This window comes from Commensalibacter nepenthis (assembly GCF_029953305.1).
GTDB classification, from domain to species: Bacteria; Pseudomonadota; Alphaproteobacteria; order Acetobacterales; family Acetobacteraceae; genus Commensalibacter; species Commensalibacter nepenthis.
This window is the reverse complement of record NZ_JASBAN010000001.1, coordinates 659,906-679,758: the sequence shown is the minus strand read 5'-3', so window position 1 is coordinate 679,758 and position 19,853 is coordinate 659,906. Positions and strand designations below refer to the sequence as shown.

Here is a 19,853-nt window from a genome sequence, read left to right as displayed (position 1 = left end):
TTCATTATTTAGCAGAGTTATCTATATTATAATTATAGGTAGAAATAATTGGCCATTTTTCCTGCATGTAGTTCAATAAGGAAAGGTTCTTTTGCAAGTTAGAGCTGACTGAAGGTTTCCTCTCGCCTCCAAATTTATCCTTTCCTATAATAATAGTTTGTTCACCTTTCATGGTATATTTTTGACCATTTTGATATGCAAAATATTTTATATCTTCGGGATCAATACCCCCTCGACAGCTGATGCTGTATGAAAAAAGTAGGTAATGATTATTCGTTTTATTAAGGTCAATATTCTCAAATGATTTTGGGTTTATTGTTATATTTGCATCGACAGGACAGTCTTTAACAAAATCATGGATAGTCCACTCTTGTTGATTATTAATAAAACCTTTTCCTGATAAAGATACTTGTTGCAGCTCATCTGAAGCCATTTCTTTGACGATAAGGATAACATCATGCTGTCCCTTTGCGTCGTTCCATGTTTTTTTATACGTATTTGCTTGCGCGATAAATGGGTTCAAAACCATAGAAATGATAAATGCAATGGCATTTTTAATGAGGTGCATTTTATTTTTAAACGTCATCGTTTTTTACCGATTTATTACCAACCTTACTCATGAAGTTCAAACGTGCTTCATAAGTAAGAATTGAACGAAAAACTTAATATCCCTTAGGTGTAGAACCTTCAGGCAGAGTTCCTAAACTTCCAACGGGAAATTTACCATTGGTTGTTTTCCCTGAAGATTGTTGCCCCTCTTGTGTCTTTTTATTAACAGTATCGGGTTTTCCACCTGGAAAAATAGCACTGAGGTCATCGTCATCTGATGATGGGGATGGGTGAGGTGTATTGGTTTTACTACTTGATTGCGTAGTAGGTGTGGTGGTAGGGGGTTGTGCTGTTGACCCAGGTTTTCCAAGGTCTTGGGTTTGGATGCTTCCAGCAACAGGGGTTCCCGTAGCATCAACAATCCAGCTTCCTAAATGCTTACGAATTTGGAATTCTAATTCTACATTCATGTCTTGCATCAGCTTTTGAGTTGCATCATATAGATTGCTTTTGTTGCTTGCTGCGCCTTTGGCAGAATCAATATTATAGGTATGATTGACACTGGCAGTAACAGACGCAACTTTTTTATTGCTATTATCATAAATATCCAACGTAGCATCCATTTGTCCGTAAATGCCATTATGACCTTGTTCTTGCAAAGAAGCACGGTTAATGATGAAATTCGCACTGCCAGAAGAACCACGAGCTTGAAAACGTGTCTTAGCCATATTTTCCAAAGCAGCAGCCGGTAAAACTGGACTAAGATTGGTAACATCACGAGGATATTTTTGATTCTCGGCTATATTTTGGACGTTAATTTGACCGACATTTAAAAAAATAGGAGTCAAATAGTCATAAGTTAAGGGTGCAAATGTTTTTGGATCATCGCTGGAGCAGGCGGTTAATCCAATCATTGGTGTGATGAGTAGCAATGCAGAAGCACATAATTTTAATCTAAGAGATAATGTGGTTTGTTGTGTTGACGACATTTGATATTCCTTTGTGCAGAATAAAACAGCAGACATGTATAAATTTAAAATGAAATTATAAAGATAATTACGTTAAGATACACGTTTTATTTTATGCATTAAATTTCTGTTTGTTTAAAAATAAAATCATAACGACAAAATTCACATGTCATTGTAATGTTTCCATCTTTATTCATATCATTAATGTCCTCTTTGCTGAAAGTTTTCAAAAGAGTTTCCAGACGAGAACGAGAACAACGACACCCATAAGAAACGGGCTTTGCCGTTCCAATAGAAATAGAAGTGCTGTTAAATAAACGATAAAGCAATTGATGATTGTCAATCGTTTGATCCAGCATTTCTTTGGAAGTCATGGTTTCTGCCAGAATAGTCAAAGTGTTCCATTCTTCTGCTGCGTTGGTGATTTCTTCGTCATTTTTCACAATGGTAGAAGGGTCATTGGCAATTTTTTCTAAAATTAATCCAGAGGCTTGCCACCCATTTGAGGTGTGTTCACAATATAAGCGGATCCAGCTGGAGAGTTGTTCGCTGCTTTCAAAATAATGACTGGTCATTTCAGAGAGGCTGTTTCCCGTAATTTTAACCATTCCTTGATAGGTATCTTTGTCATTATGCTGGTCAACAGTAAGAGCAAATAACCCCTTTTCAAAAAGTTCTAAAGCAGTTGCTTCTTTGGGTAATTGGGCTACTTTTTTTTCGTCAAAACGTGCATAAAAACGCAGCTCTCCGTTATGTGTGCAATCAACAACCAGCAAAGAAACAGCACCTTCGCCTTTGACCTGTAAAGAAAAAGAACCTTCAAATTTAAGCGCTGCTGCTAATCCTGCCACAAGTGCTAGTGCTTCACCACCGAGTTTAGAAATAGAATAAGGATATTGGTGACGTTCTAATAATGTATTTGCCAACGCACCAAGGCGAATTAAACGCCCTCTGGCATAAGGGAAAAAGAAAGGCGTAATACCTGTTGGGATTGTCAATTCAGGGACATCAGGACGGTCGGAAATATGTGTATGTTCAGTCATTATTTTGTTTCTTTTTTTGCGTTATAAAGGATTGATATCTTATTTTAATTTGTTCTAGGATTGTTTTTTATTTTGAAGCAAGTCGCTATTCTTTTGAAATCTGAAATAGATTTTAAAGAGCCATGATTTACGACGAACTCCTTTACAGTTTTCTCCATCAAACGTAATAAGCAGTAAATCAAAGAGTATTATAGATGACCACATAAATTGAGGTTGTTCAAATATTTCCATCTTCCATAAATCATTATTTAAAAAATAAAAATTGATGATATTCGGCTGTTCAAAAGTAAAATTGGATACATGATCTGCCGTATCATCAAAATAATCATAAACCCATTGTGGATTGGTAATTGCAACTTCTTCTAAAAGAATAGCATCCAGTGTGATTATTGAAATAATCAAATTATGAACTTCATCTTTATCATAGGAAGTAAAAATTACATAATATGAATAAATTTTAAAAACTTTATCAAGAAAACAACCTTTAAGAAGGCATTCTGTCTTATATCCTTTTAGATAAATGACACTTTTCCCACTGGATTTACCATTGGGTTTAAAAATCGTTTTTATATCTAATTCACTTTTTAAAATAGGGATGATAGACATCGATACTTCTTCAGGTACTTAAAATTCAAAAATGGATCTATAATATTTATAAATCCACTGATTGATTCAAGATAGAAAACGATTAAAAATTCTTAACTTTCAGAACCATATTGTCGCCAATCGTCACCCATCATTGACCAAATCAAGATGGCTTTATGCGCATGAAGGCGATTTTCAGCTTCATCAAATACAACAGATTGTTTGCTTTCAAAGACTTCTTCGGTCACTTCCTCACCAATATGTGCAGGTAAACAATGTAAGAAAATCGCATCAGAAGCGGCTAATTTCATTAACTCGGTATTGACTTGATAAGGGGCTAAGGCTTTTAAACGAACTTGTTTTTCATCATCGCTGTCGGACATACTGACCCAAGTATCGGTCACAATGGCATCCACATTTCTAACCGCTTCTTTAGGATCTGTTGTTACGTGAATATTGCCACCGTTTGCTTTAGCCCACTCTAGGACTTCTTGAGAAGGGGAAAACGCATGAGGGGTAGCAAGATTTAAAGTAAATTCAAACTGTGTTGCTGCTTCGATGAGAGAGCTGGCAACATTATTGCCATCGCCCAGCCATGCAAGGGTTCGTCCCTTGATTGGTCCCTTATGTTCCTCGAAAGTCATAATATCAGCAATGATTTGAGAAGGATGAGAGGTCGGTGTTAATCCATTAATAACAGGCACAGAACTTAATTCAGCAAGACCCACAAGATCATCTGTGCAACCTGTCCTGAGGATCATTGCATCAACGAATCTGGATAATACACGTGCTGTATCAGCAATGGTTTCCCCACGACCGATCTGCATACTATCCGTTGATAAAACAACTGAATCACCGCCTAATTGACGAATACCGACTTCAAAAGAAACACGCGTTCTGGTCGAAGGTTTAGAGAAAATTAACGCAATATTTTTCCCTTTTAAAGGTGCTGCAGGATGTAAAGGATATTTGCGATTTGCCTGCATATCCTTCATCTGTTTTCCCAAAATAATCATGTCCTGTAAATCTTGTTTTGATAGGTCACGAATATCAAGGAAATGTTTGTATTTTGCACTATGCTGGTTGTTTTGATGAGGCTTTGATAAAGGGCTCATTGATTTTGTTCCATAATATTTTGTAATTGCTTTGCAGCTTTTGCCAAACGGTTTGCACCTTCGCGACATTCTTCCTCGTTGATAATCAAAGGAGGAACAATTCGAAGCACATTATTTCCTGCAGCAACAGTTAGTAACTCTTGATGTAAAGCGGTATTTTGAATTTCAGTAGGAGGTAATGTCCCCTTAAGACCTAACATTAATCCTTTGCCTTTGACTTCTTCAAAAATCGTTGGGTATTGTGCAATTAATGTTTGGAATTCGTTCTTTAAATAGTTTCCTGTTTGTATAACGTGATTTAAAAAACCAGGCGCTAATAAAATATCCAACACCGCATTTCCTGCAGCACAAGCCAATGGATTTCCACCAAAGGTTGATCCATGTGTTCCTGACGTTAAATGTTTTGCAATGGATTCCTTAGCCAAAAACGCACCCATTGGAACACCACCAGCGATTCCTTTTGCTAAGGACATAATATCAGGTTCAATACCTGTCCATTGATAGGCAAACATTTTACCAGTGCGTCCCATCCCGCATTGGATTTCATCAAACCCTAGATATAATTCTTTTTCATCACAGATTTTTCTAAGCTCCTGTAAGAAATCTTCTGGAACAACATTGATACCACTTTCCCCTTGGATGGGTTCAATCAGGAATCCCGCAGTATGTTCATCAACAGCCTTGTGTAAGGCTTCTAAATCTCCAACAGGAATATGTTTTATTCCAGGAAGTCTGGGTTCAAATCCTTCAAGATATTTTGGATTGCCAGTAGCGGTTAAGGTTGACAACGTTCTGCCATGAAAAGCATTTTCAAAGCAAATAATATCTGTACGTTCAGGATGACCATTTTTAAATTGCGCTCTACGGATTCCCTTGATTAGTCCTTCATTGGCTTCCGCACCAGAGTTACAGAAAAAAACACTGTCGGCAAAGCTGATTTCAACCAGTCTTTGTGCCAGTTTTTCTGCTTGTGGAATGCGATATAAATTGGAAACATGCAATACTAATTTTGCTTGTTCCGCAATGGTATTTGCAAGGTGAGGGTGGTTGTGCCCAATAGAGGAGGTCGCGATGCCTGCACCAAAATCTAAAAATCGTCGTTTATCTTCCGTAAAAAGCCAAGCGCCTTGACCTTGCGTAAAAGCAAGATTTGCACGATTATAGGTAGGCATAAGAACGGATATCATGGTTACTCTTCTTCATGAATTAGTTTAAAGAAAAGAATCATAATCTGTGATTGTATTTATAAAGTCAATTTTTCTTTTTGTTTTGCATGGCTAAATATATACAATAATATTATTATTATGTTTCATTATGTAATTAGAGTATGCGTCCTGTGAAATATCCAGATCTTCAAGAATATGCAATGGCGTATTTAGCACGATATAATAACACTGAAAAAGGGTTAATTCGTGTTTTGAAAGCCAAATTGCGCCGTTGGGCATTAAAGTCGGAACAAGAAGGTATCGATCAATCAAAGATTGATAACGGAATACAACAAGGGTTACAACAAATTCCTCAGATCATTGCCAAGGTAAAAAAAATAGGAATTGTTGATGATTGTTCTTATACTGAATATAAAATGAATTCATTGATACGTTCTGGACGCTCACAAAAAGCAATACAAAATAAATTATTACAAAAAGGTGTTGCTTTTGAGGTTATTCAGTCGGTATTAGGTCAATATCAGGATCAAGATACAGAATTATTAGCTGCTTTGGTCTATGCTAGGAAAAGGCGTATTGGTCCTTTTCGTCGTGTAGATCGTGAGGTTACTCATGAAAGCAAACAAAAAGAACAATCCTCTTTTGCGAGAGGAGGGTTTTCTTTTGTGATGGTAGATAAAGTGCTATCAATGGAACTGGCAGAGGCTGAGGAAACCATACAAAGATTGCGGTCTTTATAAATAAGGTTATGATATAATGACGATTTTTAGATCATTGTTTATATTGACATTGTTGTTGCCTTTGCTTGCTGCATGTGGTGGTCGCAGTTATAATGGTTCTTTACAATGCGCGCCTTATGCCAGAAAACTGACAGGGGTTCAGCTTAGAGGTTCCGCCTATACTTGGTGGTATCAATCGCAAGGAAAGTATCCTCATACAAAACAACCCCAAAAAGGGGCGATTTTAGTCTTTCGTAAAACATCAAAATTGCCTGATGGTCATGTGTCGGTTGTCAAGAAAATTAAAGATTCTCGCACCATTATTGTAGATCATGCAAATTGGGATGCACAACGAATTAATCATAATGCATCTGTTGTCGATGTTTCCTCTCGCAATGATTGGTCTTTGGTGCGTGTATGGTGGCCGCCAACGAATAAATTAGGAACACGTAAATACCCAACTTATGGGTTTATTTTGCCTGGAAAGACTTAATAAGTTTTTTGTAGAGGAAAATTGAACCGTAACAAAAGTACGTATGGATTTATAAATTTTGCATCCTCGATAAAATTATAGTATTGCCCGAGAAATCAAATTATATTGTAATTCTTTAGATATTATAAAATATTTGGTTGTGATGTTTAAATGAGTTGAATATTTTGGGTGCAGTGTATTATGGGTGATCTGATTGTTTTTCATTGGCTAGTTGTTTTGTTGATTCTAGTTGTATATCTTGCTGTAATTGTTTTAGTGATTACTTTCTTGATACTTGCTATCAAAGCACTTAAGAAGTATTTGAAACAATAGAGATATTGATTTAACCCAAACATAAATATGAGGATACTATGGGTAGCTTAAGTATTTGGCATTGGCTGATTGTATTAATTGTTATTTTATTATTATTTGGATCAACTAAAGTATCTTCCTTGATGGGGGATTTTGCCAAGGGGATCAAATCTTTTAAAAAGAATATGGCTGATGATGAATCATCGTCAAATTCTTCTACGACCCAACAAAATAAAACATTATCAGCATCAGATCAGAAAGACGACTCTGTGTCTTTTAATGAACCTTCAAAAACGACTGTCTCTTCTGATTCTGAAAAGAAGTAAATTTACCAAAGGAATAGATAGTCGTTTATGACTGTGATTTTTAAAAATAACCAATCTCTTTCCCAAGATGCCAAAGGGAGTGTGGCAGCTTTAGGGAATTTTGACGGTGTGCATCGTGGGCATGTATATTTGATACAAAGCTTGCGTGAACAGCATCCAAACCGCCCCTTATCTGTTGTGACGTTTGAGCCTCATCCGCGACAGCTTTTTTTCAAAGAGGCTGCACCCTTTCGTTTAACAAATGCTGATGAACGGAATGCAGTTTTGAAAGCGCTGGGTGTAGATTTCATTTTTCAAATCGATTTTACACAAGAATTTGCATCTTTAAGTGCGCATGATTTTGTACATCAAATTTTACATATGCAATTAGGGGTGACCCATATTGCTTGTGGTAATTGCTTTGCTTTTGGTAAGGGGCGCAGTGGAAATATTGAATATTTAACCTCTGAAACACAATCTCTGGGAATAGGTTTGACGGTTTTGGAACCTTTACAGGACAAAGCAGAAGTTATTTCTTCCAGTCGTATTCGTCATTTATTAAGAGAAGGGCACCCTCGAAAAGCTGCTGAATTATTAGGTAGGGTTTGGAGTATTCAGGCTATTGTTCAACATGGCGATAAACGTGGCAGAACAATTGGGTTCCCAACGGCAAATTTACCATTGGGTGAGCATGTTGAGCCCATGTGTGGGGTATATGCTGTGAAAATTGCGTTACCTAATGGCGAAATGCGTGATGGTGTTGCTAATGTTGGCTATCGCCCTACTTTTGGTCAGCAAAATGAATGCCGTTTAGAAGTGCATTTATTTGATTTCGATCAAGATATTTATGGGCAAGAGCTACACGTATGGTTGCATCATTTTATACGTGCAGAAAAACGCTTTTCTGGGTTGGATGAATTAAAGAACCAAATCGCCAAAGATGCACTGGATGCAAAAGAATTTTTTAGTAATCTTGAAATAATGAGATAATTTGTAATTATGAATTGAAAATAATCTATTAAATAGGTTATTGATGGATATTCGTGGACTATTGATTTTTATCGTTATTTAAGGATTGATAGTCGTTTTGTTTATTATTGTTACAGTTAGAATAATGTTATGACTGAATCCAAACCGACTGATCTGTATCGTGATACAGTATTTTTGCCTTCTACTTCCTTTCCTATGCGTGGTGGCTTACCTAAAAAAGAGCCAGAAATTCTGGCTCACTGGAAGAAGATAGGGTTGGATGAAGCCATACAGAAAAAATCTGACGAACGTTTGGCTGCGGGTCATAAAGTATTTACGCTTCATGATGGACCTCCATATGCAAATGGTCATTTACATATTGGTCATGCGTTAAATAAAATTATCAAAGATGTTATTAACCGTGCCCATAGAATGAGTGGTGAGGTTGTTCGTTATATTCCTGGTTGGGATTGTCATGGCTTGCCGATTGAATGGCGTATCGAGGAACAATATCGTAAAGCAGGCAAGAATAAAGATGATGTTCCTGTTTTACAATTTCGTGCAGAATGTCGTAATTATGCCAAAGAATGGTTATCCACTCAATCTTCTGAGTTTCAACGTTTAGGGGTTCAGGCTGAATGGGATAATCGTTATGCAACGATGGATTTCTCTTCTGAAGCAACGATCGTTGAAGAAATTGGTCTTTTCTTGTTAAATGGCAGTTTGTATCGTGGTCTACGTCCTGTAATGTGGAGCCCTGTTGAAAAAACAGCGTTGGCCGAAGCAGAAATTGAATATCACGATCATACTTCTGTGACGATTTTTGTCGCGTTCCCAATTGTAACAGATTCTACGCCTAGTCGTATGTTAGACGGTGTTTCAGCGGTGATTTGGACAACGACACCTTGGACCATTCCTGCAAACAGGGCGATTGCGTACAATAATGATATTAATTACCAAGTCATTATTGCTCAAGTTGTCAGCGATAAATCGCATATTACTGTTGGTTCTAAATTTTTAATTGCACAAGATCTTGCGGATTCATTTTGTCAGCAAGTCGGTATTACCGATCATCAAGCGTTACATACATTTTCTGGCCAAGAATTGAAGGGTGCTGTTGCAGCACATCCTTTCCGCGGGAAAGGGTTTGATTATGATGTGCCTTTGCTTGCAGGTGAATTTGTAACGACAGAAGCTGGAACTGGGTTGGTTCATTGTGCGCCTGCTCATGGTGAAGACGATTTTTATCTTTGTCGTGACCATCAAATTGGTGTTGATGAGCTGGTTCAAGATGACGGTGTGTATGCACCAACTGTTCCATTATTTGCTGGTATTCATGTTTTTAAAGCAGCAGAACCCGTTTGTGACCAGTTGATTGAAGCTTCACAACAAGCACGAACAGAAGGTAAAGCCTTTACAGGTCTGGTTGCCAGATCTTCTATTGTTCATTCTTATCCTCATTCTTGGCGTTCAAGAGCGCCAGTTATTTATCGTGCAACACCACAATGGTTTATTGCGATGGATGATGATAGACAAATCCGTCAAAATGCTTTGTCTGTATTAGAAGATGTAACATTTGTTCCTGCACAAATTCGTAATCGTTTAACCAGTATGGTGGCATCTCGTCCAGATTGGTGTATTAGTCGCCAACGGGCTTGGGGCGTACCGATCGCTGTGTTTGTGAACAAAGAAACACGTGAGGTATTGCGCGATAAAGAAGTAATGCAACGGATTGTTGAAGCATTCAAAGTTGAAGGTGCAGATGCTTGGTATACCTCTCCAGCGTCTCGTTTCCTCGGTGAGGGCTATAATGCGGATGATTTTGAACAAGTCTTTGATATTGTGGATGTTTGGTTTGAAAGTGGTTCAACCCATGCCTTTGTTTTGGGACGAGATAAATTAAACTTTCCAGCTGATTTATATCTTGAAGGATCAGATCAGCATCGGGGTTGGTTTCAGTCTTCGTTGTTGGAATGTGTTGGCACCAGAGGCGTTGCCCCATATAAAGCCATTGTTACAAACGGTTTTGTGATGGATGAGCAAGGACGCAAAATGTCCAAATCTTTGGGAAATGTCGTTGCCCCACAAGATGTAAATGATTCAATGGGTGCGGATATTTTGCGTCTTTGGGTTATGAATTCTGACACAAATGAAGATTTGCGTATCGGTAATGAAATCCTAAAACAACAAGGCGATTTATATCGTCGTTTGCGCAACACGTTGCGTTGGTTGTTGGGGGGGCTGGATGGATTCTCTGATTCTGAGAAAGTGCCGTATACAGAGTTGCCAGAACTTGAAAAATGGGTTTTGCATCGCTTAACCGAAATGAATAAAATTATTCAGCAAGCCGTGAAATCTCATGAGTGGGTAGGAGTTTATCCAACTTTACATCACTTTTGTACGGTTGATTTGTCTGCGTTCTATTTCGATATCCGTAAAGATGCTCTTTATTGCGATGATACAAGTAATCTGCGTCGCAGAGCTGCCAGAACAGTTTTGGATATTTTGCATCGTTGTTTATGTGCTTGGCTGGCACCTGTATTATGTTTTACCGCAGAAGAAGCATGGACGGCTCGTTTTGGTGAAGATCAAAGTGTTCATTTACAAGATTTTCCAGACTTACCAACAGAATGGAATAATGAAGGATTGGCTGAAGCATGGTTACAAGTCAGAGCCATTCGTCGTATTATTACCACTGAGATCGAAAATGCTAGAAGAGAAGGGTTGATTAAATCTTCTTTACAAGCAGCTGTTGAACTTGCATTCTCAGAAAAAGAAGCGGCACTTTTTGGGCAATATGATTGGGCAGAGTTGGTGATTGTTTCACAAGTAGATATTCAGGTTGTGCCCGGTTCAGCATCGCTTTATACAGAAGATGAAGAACAACAAGGGGACCCCCATGCACCGCCAGTGATTACGGTTGCGTCTGGTGAAAAATGTGCGCGCTGTTGGAAAGTTTTGGATGAGGTTGGTGAAAATACTGAACATCCAGAATTGTGCCTACGCTGTGTAGATGTCGTTAGTCAGTAACTATAGAAATTGTAGATCAAAATGAATATAGTCTCGACACGTTCGACGAAAACTAAAAAATGGCTTTTTGGGATGTTGATGCTGGTGGTGGTTCTTGTTTGCGACCAGTTTAGTAAATATTGGATTTTAAATATTTTTAACTTGCCTGAAAAGCATTCTGTTGAGACGCTTCCGTTCTTAAATTTTACCATGGTATGGAATAAAGCAATCACGTTTGGAATGTTGGGGGATGCCTTAGGTCAATATGCCCCAATAATTTTTGCTGTTGTTGCTTTTTCTATTGCAGTTGGTCTGTTTGTATGGATGATAAGAGCATCTAAACTATGTGTTATTCTCAGTTTAGGTGCAATTATTGGTGGGGCTATCGGAAATATTATCGATCGTGTACGTTTTGGGGCTGTTGTGGATTTTATACATCTTCATGTTAGCGGTTGGTCGTGGTATGTATTTAATATCGCCGATAGCGCGATTGTTTGTGGTGTGGGTGTATTGCTAATTGACGCTTTTTTTCGTAAAGAATCAAAACGTTAATTCGTATATCGCTTAATTGAATGTTTGTTGATTTTTTATTGTAAGTTAGGGGTGAGGCAAATTATGGTGCATAAGTTAAGCCTGAATTTTTTGATGCCGGTTGGCTGTCTTATGACGGTGTTTCTTCTTTCTGCATGTTCGGGGGAAGATGTTTCCCGTGCTTTTGGGATAAAACGTTCTATGCCTGATGAATATACGGTGACAACACGTTCACCTTTATCCATGCCTCCATCAGAAAGTTTGTTATTACCTGATAGCAATGCTGGTCGTCCTGCAGGACAATCTATTCGTCAACAAACTTTGGAAATTTTGTCCCCAGATGTTGCTTTGGAAAGAGATAAAGATGTTCCAAGTGAGGGTCAGTCACAATTGGTAACACAAGCCAACAAGTCCGCTGATGTTAATCGTCAACATGAATTGGTAACAGACCAAGGATTTGTGGACCAAATTATGTTTTGGAAAAGCGGAAAACCGTCTGATCTTGCTGTGGATGGCGCGGCTGAAAATAAACGTTTACATAATAATTTGAGCTTAGGGATCAGCCCCGATCAAGGCGCAACCCCTACAACAGATAAAAAGTAACTTTTGTCTTGAGGTGATCGATATTGGTTGAACGAAGTGATAGAGGGGATATTGCTTTTCAATATCCTAATAAAATTCGCCAATTATCTGAACATACGATTAATTTAATTGCTGCGGGGGAGGTCATAGAACGCCCAGCAGCAGTTGTTAAAGAGTTGGTTGAAAATGCACTGGATGCTGGTGCCAATCGTATCGTTATACACCTTGTAAACGGAGGCATAGACCGTATTCAAGTGATTGATAACGGATGCGGTATGTCATCCAATGATCTGCCTTTGGCGATAGAGCGGCATTGTACTTCTAAATTAAAAGAAGAAGATTTAATTCACATTCAAACTCTTGGATTCCGTGGTGAAGCTTTGCCCTCTATTGGTGCGGCTGCACGTTTAAAAATTATTTCTCGTACAAAGAATGCCTCTCAAGCGTGGCAGATCAGTGTTGAAGGTGGAAAAACAAAAGGAATATCGCCCTCTGCTGGACAGGAAGGAACTCAAGTTGTTGTCGAAGATTTATTTTTTGCAACCCCAGCACGGCGGAAGTTTTTAAAAACTCCTCGAGTAGAATTTTCTCGATGTGAATCGATGATACAAAGGCTAGCTGTAGCCCGACCAGAAGTTTCTTTATGTTTAATTCGGGATGATAAAACTGTTTTTGATTTACCGATTCAAACCCAACAAGAACGAATCTTGGCAATTTTAACCGATATACGCAAAGAAGAACTGATTTTTATTGATTTTCAGCGTGAAGAGTTACACTTAACTGGTTTTCTCGGTGCTTCTTCTGTGAATCGGTCGACGACGAATGGTCAGATTATGGTGGTGAATAATCGTCCTGTTATTGATCCTGTGATGCAGACGGCTATACGGGTTGGGTATAGAGATGTTTTAGAAAAGGGACGGCACCCAGTCGTTGCTCTTTTTTTATCAGTGCCCTTAGACCAGTTAGATGTGAATGTTCACCCCGCTAAAACAGAATTAAGATTTTCTGATGAAGCCAATGTGCGTGCATTATTAATCGGTAGTATTCAAAAAAGTTTGGCAATGGGGGCAGGGAATATTGGTGTTCATCCAGAATCGTTGCATGTTGTTCCGCGCCAATATCAGTCAAAATCAGTCAATATACAATATCCATCCTCGATACAGAGACCCTTATTCTCGCCACCTGAACCTTCTGTTCCACAGCACACGTCCCTCCAACAAATGGATGTGTTATTTAATCAGAGTGCTTTGTCAGCCCGAGACGTTGGAAATAGTTTGGTCACATTTTCAAATCCAACTTTTGGTAAAGACACGAAGGACATAGTATTTCCTTTGGGTGCAGCCATTGCGCAAATTTTTAAAACTTATATTTTATCTGTTACAAGTGAAGATGAGTTGGTCATTGTTGACCAACATGCAGCACATGAACGATTAACTCATGAATTATTAAAAAAACAATATATAGAACAAGGAATTTGCGCTCAACCGTTATTGATACCTGAAGTTATTGAGTTGTCAGATTCCCAGATACAATGTTTATTGGATTTTAAAGAGAGTTTGGAAGGGCTGGGGATCGAGTTGGAATCTTTTGGGGGTAGGTCTATTTTGGTTCGATCATTGCCCAAACTACTAGGTGCAATCTCAGTAAAGCCTTTATTGATTGATTTAGTAGAAGAGTTAGAAGCAGATGAACAAGCTCAGCCCAAAGAGACAGAATCTTTACATTTTCGTTTAGATGCGATTTTGGCACGAATGGCTTGTCATCATAGTATAAGAGCGGGACGTTCGTTAAAAATAGATGAAATGAATGCACTATTGCGGCAAATGGAGGAAACTCCTAGGGCAGGAACTTGCTCTCATGGTCGCCCAACTTGGTTGAAATGGTCAAAAAAAGATATAGAAAAGCTGTTTCATCGCTCTTAATGCGATATGTAAATAATGGTAAAATCTAAAAAGTTAAAATCATTTCTGGGCAATTCCCTTATAAAGATGTATAAACTTTTTATTATCGTATTTGAATCAATAAAATAATGAGAATACAGTGCACACAGTATTACTTACGCTCGTAACGTATCTGCCCTTACTTGGGGCTCTAATTATCTTCCTGATGCGTGGATCTTCTGAAGAGGTTGCACGTACTGCAAGATGGATCGCTTTATGGATCAGTGTTGTTGTCTTTGGTTTATCTATTGTAATGTGGAGCAAATTCGATCCAACATTGCCTGGATACCAATTTGATTATCAAAGCACTTGGTTGGAAGGCTATGGCGTATCCTATCATGTCGGGGTTGATGGAATCAGTTTATTCTTTATTATTCTGTCTACTTTACTGACATTGGTTGCTATTTTAGCCGCTTGGCAAATGATTATTGATCGTATTCGTGATTATATGGTCGCTATATTATTGCTTGAAACCACATTGGTCGGTTTGTTCTCTTCGCTAGATATGGTGGTTTTTTACTGTTTTTACGAAGCAACATTAATTCCAAGCAGCATGTTAATCGGGATTTGGGGTGGCCCAAAACGTATTTTTGCATCTTTGAAATTCTTCTTATACACATTTACTGGTTCACTCTTTATGATGATTGGTATCTTGTGGATATGGGTTCATACAGGCACGACTGATATTCCTGTATTGATGCATCAATCTTTCTCTGGAACTGTTCAAGGCTGGTTATTACTGGGTTTCATCTTGGCATTTGGTGTCAAATTGCCTTTGTTCCCTTTGCATGCTTGGCTACCCGATGCATATACCGAAGGTCCAGCACCAACGACATTATTGGTTTCTGGTGTGATGTCAAAGGCAGGTGCTTATGGGTTAATACGATTTTGTGTATTGATGTTACCAGAGGCTTCTCATCGTTATTCTTTATTAATTATGATCCTGGGCGTTTGTGCTGTGATTTATGGTGCTGTGATTGCGCTGGCACAAACAGATATTAAGCGCATGATGGCATATTCATCTTTCTCTCATATGGGATTGATTGCGATCGGCTTATTTTCTATGACTGCTGAAGGTATCAATGGTGCTTTGATGCAAGTGATTTCACATGGTGTTGTGATTGCAGCGTTATTCTTGTGTATTGCAGCGGTAAGTTATCGTGCCGAGACCCGTTCTATTACCGAGTTTGGTGGTGTCGCCAGTAAAATGCCAAGGCTTGCAATATTAGCGATGATTTTTATCATGGCAAATGTTGGATTACCAGGAACAGGGGCTTTTGTTGGTGAATTATTGGTGATGGTGGGGGCTTTGCAAGTCTCTTTCTGGATTGCTTTGTTAGGTGGATCCACCATGATTTTAGGTGCGATTTACACCCTGATTTTATATCGTCGCGTTATCTTTGGTGCTGTTGTGAAACCAGCAGTCAGTCATATGCGTGATTTAAGTGCCAGAGAGTTAACTATTCTTGTCCCCTTGGCTTTGATAACATTATGGATGGGAATTTATCCTAATAGTTTCTTATCTGTTTTTGATCCAGCAGTTGTTTCTTTTACCAGCTCAAGTCGAGTTGCAGAGTTAACCTCTCAAGTTCACAATGTTGCTGTGAGTAGTTTAGACGTTCATTCAACTATTGTTCGCTAAAATGTGAAGGAATTTATTCCTTTAAATGATGAAAAACCCATTGCAGCCCTTGGCTTTGCAGTGGGTTTTTTTTATGATGTGTTATTCTATAAATAAAAGGAATTTTTCAATGGCTCAGGATAAAGCGTCTTACAACTATGTGGAAATTGGTATTCAAGCAACTGGAAATCGCCAAGAAAGCGATTCGATGGGGGTTGTTGAAGTTCCAGCTGATCGATATTGGGGCGCACAAACGCAGCGGTCTTTACATCATTTTAATATTGGTGGTGATGTCATGCCACGTGAGGTCTATCATGCTTATGGTGTGGTCAAAGGTGCAGCAGCACAAGTCAACGCAGCTGCTGGACGTTTGGATAAAACCGTTGCAGAAGCTATTGTGCAGGCTTCTAAAGAAGCTGCAAATGGAGAGTTGGATGAGCATTTTCCATTATGTGTTTGGCAGACTGGGTCTGGTACTCAAACCAATATGAATGCCAATGAAGTGATTGCTAACCGTGCTATTCAATTGCTAGGTGGTCAAATCGGTTCTAAAAAACCTGTTCATCCAAACGATCATGTCAATATGGGGCAATCTTCAAACGATAGTTTCCCAACAGCAATGCATGTTGCGATGGCTTTGGAGCTAGAAAAGAAATTTTTCCCAGAGTTAAGCAAACTTGTTAAAGCAATTGAAGCTAAAGCCGAACAATGGTTTGAAGTTGTTAAAATTGGTCGTACACATTTACAAGATGCGGTTCCTTTAACTGTTGGTCAAGAATGGTCTGGTTGGGCTTATCAATTAAAAGATGCGTTACTTCGTGTCAAAGAAGCTGAAAGAGGTGTATTTGAACTGGCTGCGGGGGGGACTGCGGTTGGAACAGGAATGAACGCGCCCAAAGGATTCTCTAAAGCGATTGCAGCAAAGATTTCTGAAATTACGGGACAACCTTTTATTACTGCACCCAATAAATTTGCAGCCCTTGGTGGATTGGACGGTATGGTTGCTGTGATGGCAGCGCTTCGCGGTGTGGCAACAGTGTTGATGAAAATTGCCAATGACACACGCTGGTTGGCTTCTGGTCCTCGTTGTGGGCTTGGTGAATTGCATTTGCCAGAAAATGAACCAGGGTCTTCGATCATGCCTGGCAAAGTAAATCCTACACAATGTGAAGCTATGATTATGGTTTGCACGCAAATTATGGGACTCGATGCTGCGGTTGCGATTGCTGGCTCTCAAGGGAATTTGCAATTAAACGTAACTCGTCCATTGGTGATTATGAACGCATTGCATGCGAGCCGCTTATTAACCGATGCAGCAAAAGCATTCCGTGAATTCTCAGTTGAAGGCACGACCTTAAATGAAAAACGTATCCAACATTATATCGATAATTCATTAATGTTGGTAACAGCGTTGGCACCTGTTGTTGGTTATGATGGAGCTGCTAAAATTGCTCATCTGGGTGATGTTGAGGGATTAAGCTTAAAAGAAGCTGCATTGAAAACAGGATTGTTGGATGAAAAACAATTCGATGAGCATATTAAACCACGACTCATGGCTGGTGAAGGTGTAGAAGGGGCTTAAGGTTTCTTTTTTAGAATTTAAATATAATTATAAAGCAGTTAATATATTTTAATTAACTGCTTTATTTTTGTAACAAATATGTGGTTTGGAGATGACAATGAAAATCGAAATTGTAGCAAACAGAAGATGATTATAAGATTATGTGTTATTTATATAAAAAGGACGTGATCTCTTTTTTGTAGAGCAATATTCAAAAAACGATCAATATCTTTTATCTTACGGTCATATTTGTAAATATTTTAGTATTTTTGTTAATAGTTATAAAATAACATATGATCGTTTCTGATCGTATGTTTGCGTCACAAGAGCAAAAGAATACAGAATATCTATTATAAGATAATATCAGTATAATAATTTTAAATGTCTAAAGCCTCAACAGAACCAGCATGTTCTTGAATAAACTGAAAACGCATTTCGGATTTTTTACCCATGAGGTTCGATACACGCTCTTCGGTAAGCTCTGTTTCCTCTTGAGGAATAGTCACTTTCAATAGAGTTCTGTGTTTAGGATCCATGGTTGTTTCTTTGAGGTCTTTTGGGGGCATTTCGCCCAAACCTTTAAAGCGAGAAACTTCGACTTTTCCACGTCCTTGATTTAGTTTACTTTGTTTTTTCTCTTTATCTTTATCATCCATTGCATAGATACTTTTTTCCCCTTGAGTTAATCTGTATAGGGGAGGTTGTGCTAAATACAGTTTTCCTTGATGGATGAGCTCGGGCAATTCTTGATAGAAAAACGTCATTAACAAAGATGCAATATGGGCGCCATCAACATCAGCATCAGTCATAATAATAATGCGACCATAGCGTAATTTGTCGATATTGAAATAGGAGCCAATACCACATCCTAGCGCTTCGATTAAGTCTTTTAACTCTTGATTATTATTCAGCTTTTGATTAGAGGCACTGGCTACGTTCAGAATTTTTCCACGTAAGGGCAAAATCGCTTGCGTTTCACGATTACGCGCTTGTTTTGCAGAACCACCAGCAGAATCCCCTTCAACAATGAAGATTTCGGTAATGGCTGCGTTTTCTTTGGTGCAGTCTGTCAATTTACCAGGTAAGCGTAAACGTTTGGTCGCACTTTTGCGTGGAGTATCTTTGGCTTCTTTACGACGTAGACGTTCTTCAGCCTTTTCTAAAATCGCGGCAAATAATGTATCGGCTTGGTTTGGATCAGCAGCCAACCAATGATCTAGTCGATCACGTAATGCCGTTTCAACAAGTTTGACGGTTTCTTTGGAGCTTAACTTCTCTTTGGTTTGCCCTTGAAACTCAGGATCACGGATAAATACAGATAGCTTGGCTGCAAGTGATCCTAGGACATCATCACCAGTTATAATTGAAGCACGTTTATTAGAACGTTGATCGCCCCAAGCTCTGATGCCTTTCAGTAAGGCATTTTTGAACCCTTGCTCATGTGTTCCACCTAATGGAGTGGGGATTGTATTACAAAAAGAACTTAGGGAAGAGTCGCCTTTGGTCAACCATGCAATTGACCATTCAATACGACCTGTATCTTTACCCTCTGTATCTGTTGGAAGGGCGAAATCCCCTGACCAAATAGGGCAAACAAGGTTATTTAAATCAATTTCTTCTTTTAGACTATCTTCTAATCCATTTGGGAAATGGAGTGTTGCTTGCGCTGGAATATCACTATTTTTAAGAAGCGTTTCATCACATGACCAACGAATAGTAACCCCTTTGAATAGGAAGGCTTTGGCACGACATAATTTGAAAAGTTGTTTTGGAGAAAAATGAATATCACCAAATATTTCGGTGTCAGGGATAAAGCTGATTTGAGTACCGCGACGATTCTGGATTGGACCAACTTGGATCAATGCTGTAACAGGGTTGCCACGTTCGTAGGTTTGCTTCCAAAGTATTTTATCCCTAGCGATTTCAACTTCCATCCAAGAGGAAAGGGCATTCACGACCGATGAGCCTACGCCGTGCAAACCACCAGCAGTATTATATACTTTGTTAGAGAATTTCCCACCAGCATGTAAAGTGGTAAGAATAACTTCTAGTGCTGATTTATCTTTGAATTTGGGATGGGGATCAACGGGAATGCCACGACCATTGTCGCGAATGGTTAGCTTATTGCCTATATCTAATCTTACATAAATAAGATTGGCAAACCCTCCAACCGCTTCATCCATCGAGTTATCAAGGATCTCGGCAGCCATGTGATGATATGCTGCATCATCTGTACCACCGATATACATTCCTGGCCGTCTGCGAACAGGCTCGAGTCCTTCAAGAACCTCAATATCATTTGCACTGTAGCTATTTGTCGTAGATGCTGTTGCCGCTGGTTGTTGAGAGTTCTCAGAATCGTTAGAAGAAAATAAATCGCTCATATTGTTACTGTTCCTATAAACG

The 19,853-nt window shown here is 38.8% G+C and carries 16 protein-coding genes and 1 pseudogene; 10 read left to right on the top strand and 7 right to left on the bottom strand.

Annotated elements, in window-relative coordinates; genetic code table 11:
* Positions 1 to 4: 4 nt before the first annotated feature.
* The 6 genes from QJV33_RS03110 to QJV33_RS03085 all read right to left on the bottom strand — a co-directional run bounded on the left by QJV33_RS03110 (position 5) and on the right by QJV33_RS03085 (position 5,447).
* Complete coding sequence (locus QJV33_RS03110; RefSeq protein ID WP_281461950.1) at positions 5 to 586, bottom strand: M949_RS01915 family surface polysaccharide biosynthesis protein; 582 nt, start codon at positions 584 to 586, stop codon at positions 5 to 7.
* A 76-nt stretch (positions 587 to 662) separates the two neighbouring features.
* Positions 663 to 1,538, bottom strand: a complete 876-nt coding sequence (locus QJV33_RS03105) for a hypothetical protein (RefSeq protein ID WP_281461949.1) — start codon at positions 1,536 to 1,538, stop codon at positions 663 to 665.
* A gap of 98 nt (positions 1,539 to 1,636) precedes the next feature.
* Positions 1,637 to 2,560: an Hsp33 family molecular chaperone HslO gene (hslO, locus tag QJV33_RS03100; RefSeq protein WP_281461948.1), complete on the bottom strand. Its 924-nt coding sequence runs from the start codon at positions 2,558 to 2,560 to the stop codon at positions 1,637 to 1,639.
* Positions 2,561 to 2,614: 54 nt separating this feature from the next.
* On the bottom strand, positions 2,615 to 3,166 hold the full coding sequence (locus QJV33_RS03095) for a hypothetical protein (RefSeq protein WP_281461947.1): 552 nt from the start codon (positions 3,164 to 3,166) through the stop codon (positions 2,615 to 2,617).
* 92 nt (positions 3,167 to 3,258) lie between these two features.
* Positions 3,259 to 4,260, bottom strand: a complete 1,002-nt coding sequence (gene argF / locus QJV33_RS03090) for an ornithine carbamoyltransferase (protein WP_281461946.1) — start codon at positions 4,258 to 4,260, stop codon at positions 3,259 to 3,261.
* On the bottom strand, positions 4,257 to 5,447 hold the full coding sequence (locus QJV33_RS03085) for an aspartate aminotransferase family protein (RefSeq protein WP_281461945.1): 1,191 nt from the start codon (positions 5,445 to 5,447) through the stop codon (positions 4,257 to 4,259). The genes argF and QJV33_RS03085 overlap by 4 nt, the downstream gene beginning before the upstream one ends.
* Before the next feature lie 149 nt (positions 5,448 to 5,596).
* On the opposite strand from QJV33_RS03085, the gene QJV33_RS03080 reads away from it, so the two are divergent.
* The 10 genes and pseudogenes from QJV33_RS03080 to fumC all read left to right on the top strand — a co-directional run bounded on the left by QJV33_RS03080 (position 5,597) and on the right by fumC (position 17,468).
* Positions 5,597 to 6,166, top strand: a complete 570-nt coding sequence (locus tag QJV33_RS03080) for a regulatory protein RecX (protein WP_281461944.1) — start codon at positions 5,597 to 5,599, stop codon at positions 6,164 to 6,166.
* Positions 6,167 to 6,182: 16 nt separating this feature from the next.
* Positions 6,183 to 6,638: a CHAP domain-containing protein gene (locus QJV33_RS03075; protein ID WP_281461943.1), complete on the top strand. Its 456-nt coding sequence runs from the start codon at positions 6,183 to 6,185 to the stop codon at positions 6,636 to 6,638.
* Positions 6,639 to 6,988: 350 nt separating this feature from the next.
* Positions 6,989 to 7,147, top strand: a pseudogene (locus QJV33_RS12000) (twin-arginine translocase TatA/TatE family subunit); the annotation flags it as partial.
* 135 nt (positions 7,148 to 7,282) lie between these two features.
* Positions 7,283 to 8,224, top strand: a complete 942-nt coding sequence (locus QJV33_RS03065; protein WP_281461941.1) for a bifunctional riboflavin kinase/FAD synthetase — start codon at positions 7,283 to 7,285, stop codon at positions 8,222 to 8,224.
* Positions 8,225 to 8,353: 129 nt separating this feature from the next.
* Positions 8,354 to 11,233 carry an isoleucine--tRNA ligase gene (gene ileS, locus QJV33_RS03060; RefSeq protein ID WP_281461940.1) on the top strand — a complete coding sequence of 960 codons (2,880 nt, stop codon included), beginning with the start codon at positions 8,354 to 8,356 and terminating at the stop codon, positions 11,231 to 11,233.
* Between the two features lie 21 nt (positions 11,234 to 11,254).
* On the top strand, positions 11,255 to 11,764 hold the full coding sequence (gene lspA / locus QJV33_RS03055; RefSeq protein WP_281461939.1) for a signal peptidase II: 510 nt from the start codon (positions 11,255 to 11,257) through the stop codon (positions 11,762 to 11,764).
* Positions 11,765 to 11,827: 63 nt separating this feature from the next.
* Positions 11,828 to 12,346, top strand: a complete 519-nt coding sequence (locus QJV33_RS03050; protein ID WP_281461938.1) for a DUF3035 domain-containing protein — start codon at positions 11,828 to 11,830, stop codon at positions 12,344 to 12,346.
* A 23-nt stretch (positions 12,347 to 12,369) separates the two neighbouring features.
* Positions 12,370 to 14,247 carry a DNA mismatch repair endonuclease MutL gene (mutL, locus tag QJV33_RS03045; RefSeq protein WP_281461937.1) on the top strand — a complete coding sequence of 626 codons (1,878 nt, stop codon included), beginning with the start codon at positions 12,370 to 12,372 and terminating at the stop codon, positions 14,245 to 14,247.
* Between the two features lie 118 nt (positions 14,248 to 14,365).
* On the top strand, positions 14,366 to 15,907 hold the full coding sequence (locus tag QJV33_RS03040) for a complex I subunit 4 family protein (RefSeq protein WP_281461936.1): 1,542 nt from the start codon (positions 14,366 to 14,368) through the stop codon (positions 15,905 to 15,907).
* A gap of 109 nt (positions 15,908 to 16,016) precedes the next feature.
* On the top strand, positions 16,017 to 17,468 hold the full coding sequence (gene fumC / locus QJV33_RS03035; RefSeq protein WP_281461935.1) for a class II fumarate hydratase: 1,452 nt from the start codon (positions 16,017 to 16,019) through the stop codon (positions 17,466 to 17,468).
* A 356-nt stretch (positions 17,469 to 17,824) separates the two neighbouring features.
* On the opposite strand, the gene parE is transcribed toward fumC, so the two are convergent.
* On the bottom strand, positions 17,825 to 19,831 hold the full coding sequence (gene parE / locus QJV33_RS03030) for a DNA topoisomerase IV subunit B (RefSeq protein WP_281461934.1): 2,007 nt from the start codon (positions 19,829 to 19,831) through the stop codon (positions 17,825 to 17,827).
* Between the last annotated feature and the right edge of the window lie 22 nt (positions 19,832 to 19,853).

What these genes read in the sequence shown, in the direction of transcription:
- QJV33_RS03110 (WP_281461950.1), bottom strand. Translation starts at nt 586, where the DNA reads ATGACGTTTAAAAATAAAATGCACCTCATTAAAAATGCCATTGCATTT.
- ileS (WP_281461940.1), top strand. Translation starts at nt 8,354, where the DNA reads ATGACTGAATCCAAACCGACTGATCTGTATCGTGATACAGTATTTTTG.
- QJV33_RS03075 (WP_281461943.1), top strand. Translation starts at nt 6,183, where the DNA reads ATGACGATTTTTAGATCATTGTTTATATTGACATTGTTGTTGCCTTTG.
- argF (WP_281461946.1), bottom strand. Translation starts at nt 4,260, where the DNA reads ATGAGCCCTTTATCAAAGCCTCATCAAAACAACCAGCATAGTGCAAAA.
- QJV33_RS03085 (WP_281461945.1), bottom strand. Translation starts at nt 5,447, where the DNA reads ATGATATCCGTTCTTATGCCTACCTATAATCGTGCAAATCTTGCTTTT.
- QJV33_RS03050 (WP_281461938.1), top strand. Translation starts at nt 11,828, where the DNA reads ATGGTGCATAAGTTAAGCCTGAATTTTTTGATGCCGGTTGGCTGTCTT.
- QJV33_RS03095 (WP_281461947.1), bottom strand. Translation starts at nt 3,166, where the DNA reads ATGTCTATCATCCCTATTTTAAAAAGTGAATTAGATATAAAAACGATT.
- hslO (WP_281461948.1), bottom strand. Translation starts at nt 2,560, where the DNA reads ATGACTGAACATACACATATTTCCGACCGTCCTGATGTCCCTGAATTG.
- fumC (WP_281461935.1), top strand. Translation starts at nt 16,017, where the DNA reads ATGGCTCAGGATAAAGCGTCTTACAACTATGTGGAAATTGGTATTCAA.
- QJV33_RS03105 (WP_281461949.1), bottom strand. Translation starts at nt 1,538, where the DNA reads ATGTCGTCAACACAACAAACCACATTATCTCTTAGATTAAAATTATGT.
- QJV33_RS03065 (WP_281461941.1), top strand. Translation starts at nt 7,283, where the DNA reads ATGACTGTGATTTTTAAAAATAACCAATCTCTTTCCCAAGATGCCAAA.
- lspA (WP_281461939.1), top strand. Translation starts at nt 11,255, where the DNA reads ATGAATATAGTCTCGACACGTTCGACGAAAACTAAAAAATGGCTTTTT.
- parE (WP_281461934.1), bottom strand. Translation starts at nt 19,831, where the DNA reads ATGAGCGATTTATTTTCTTCTAACGATTCTGAGAACTCTCAACAACCA.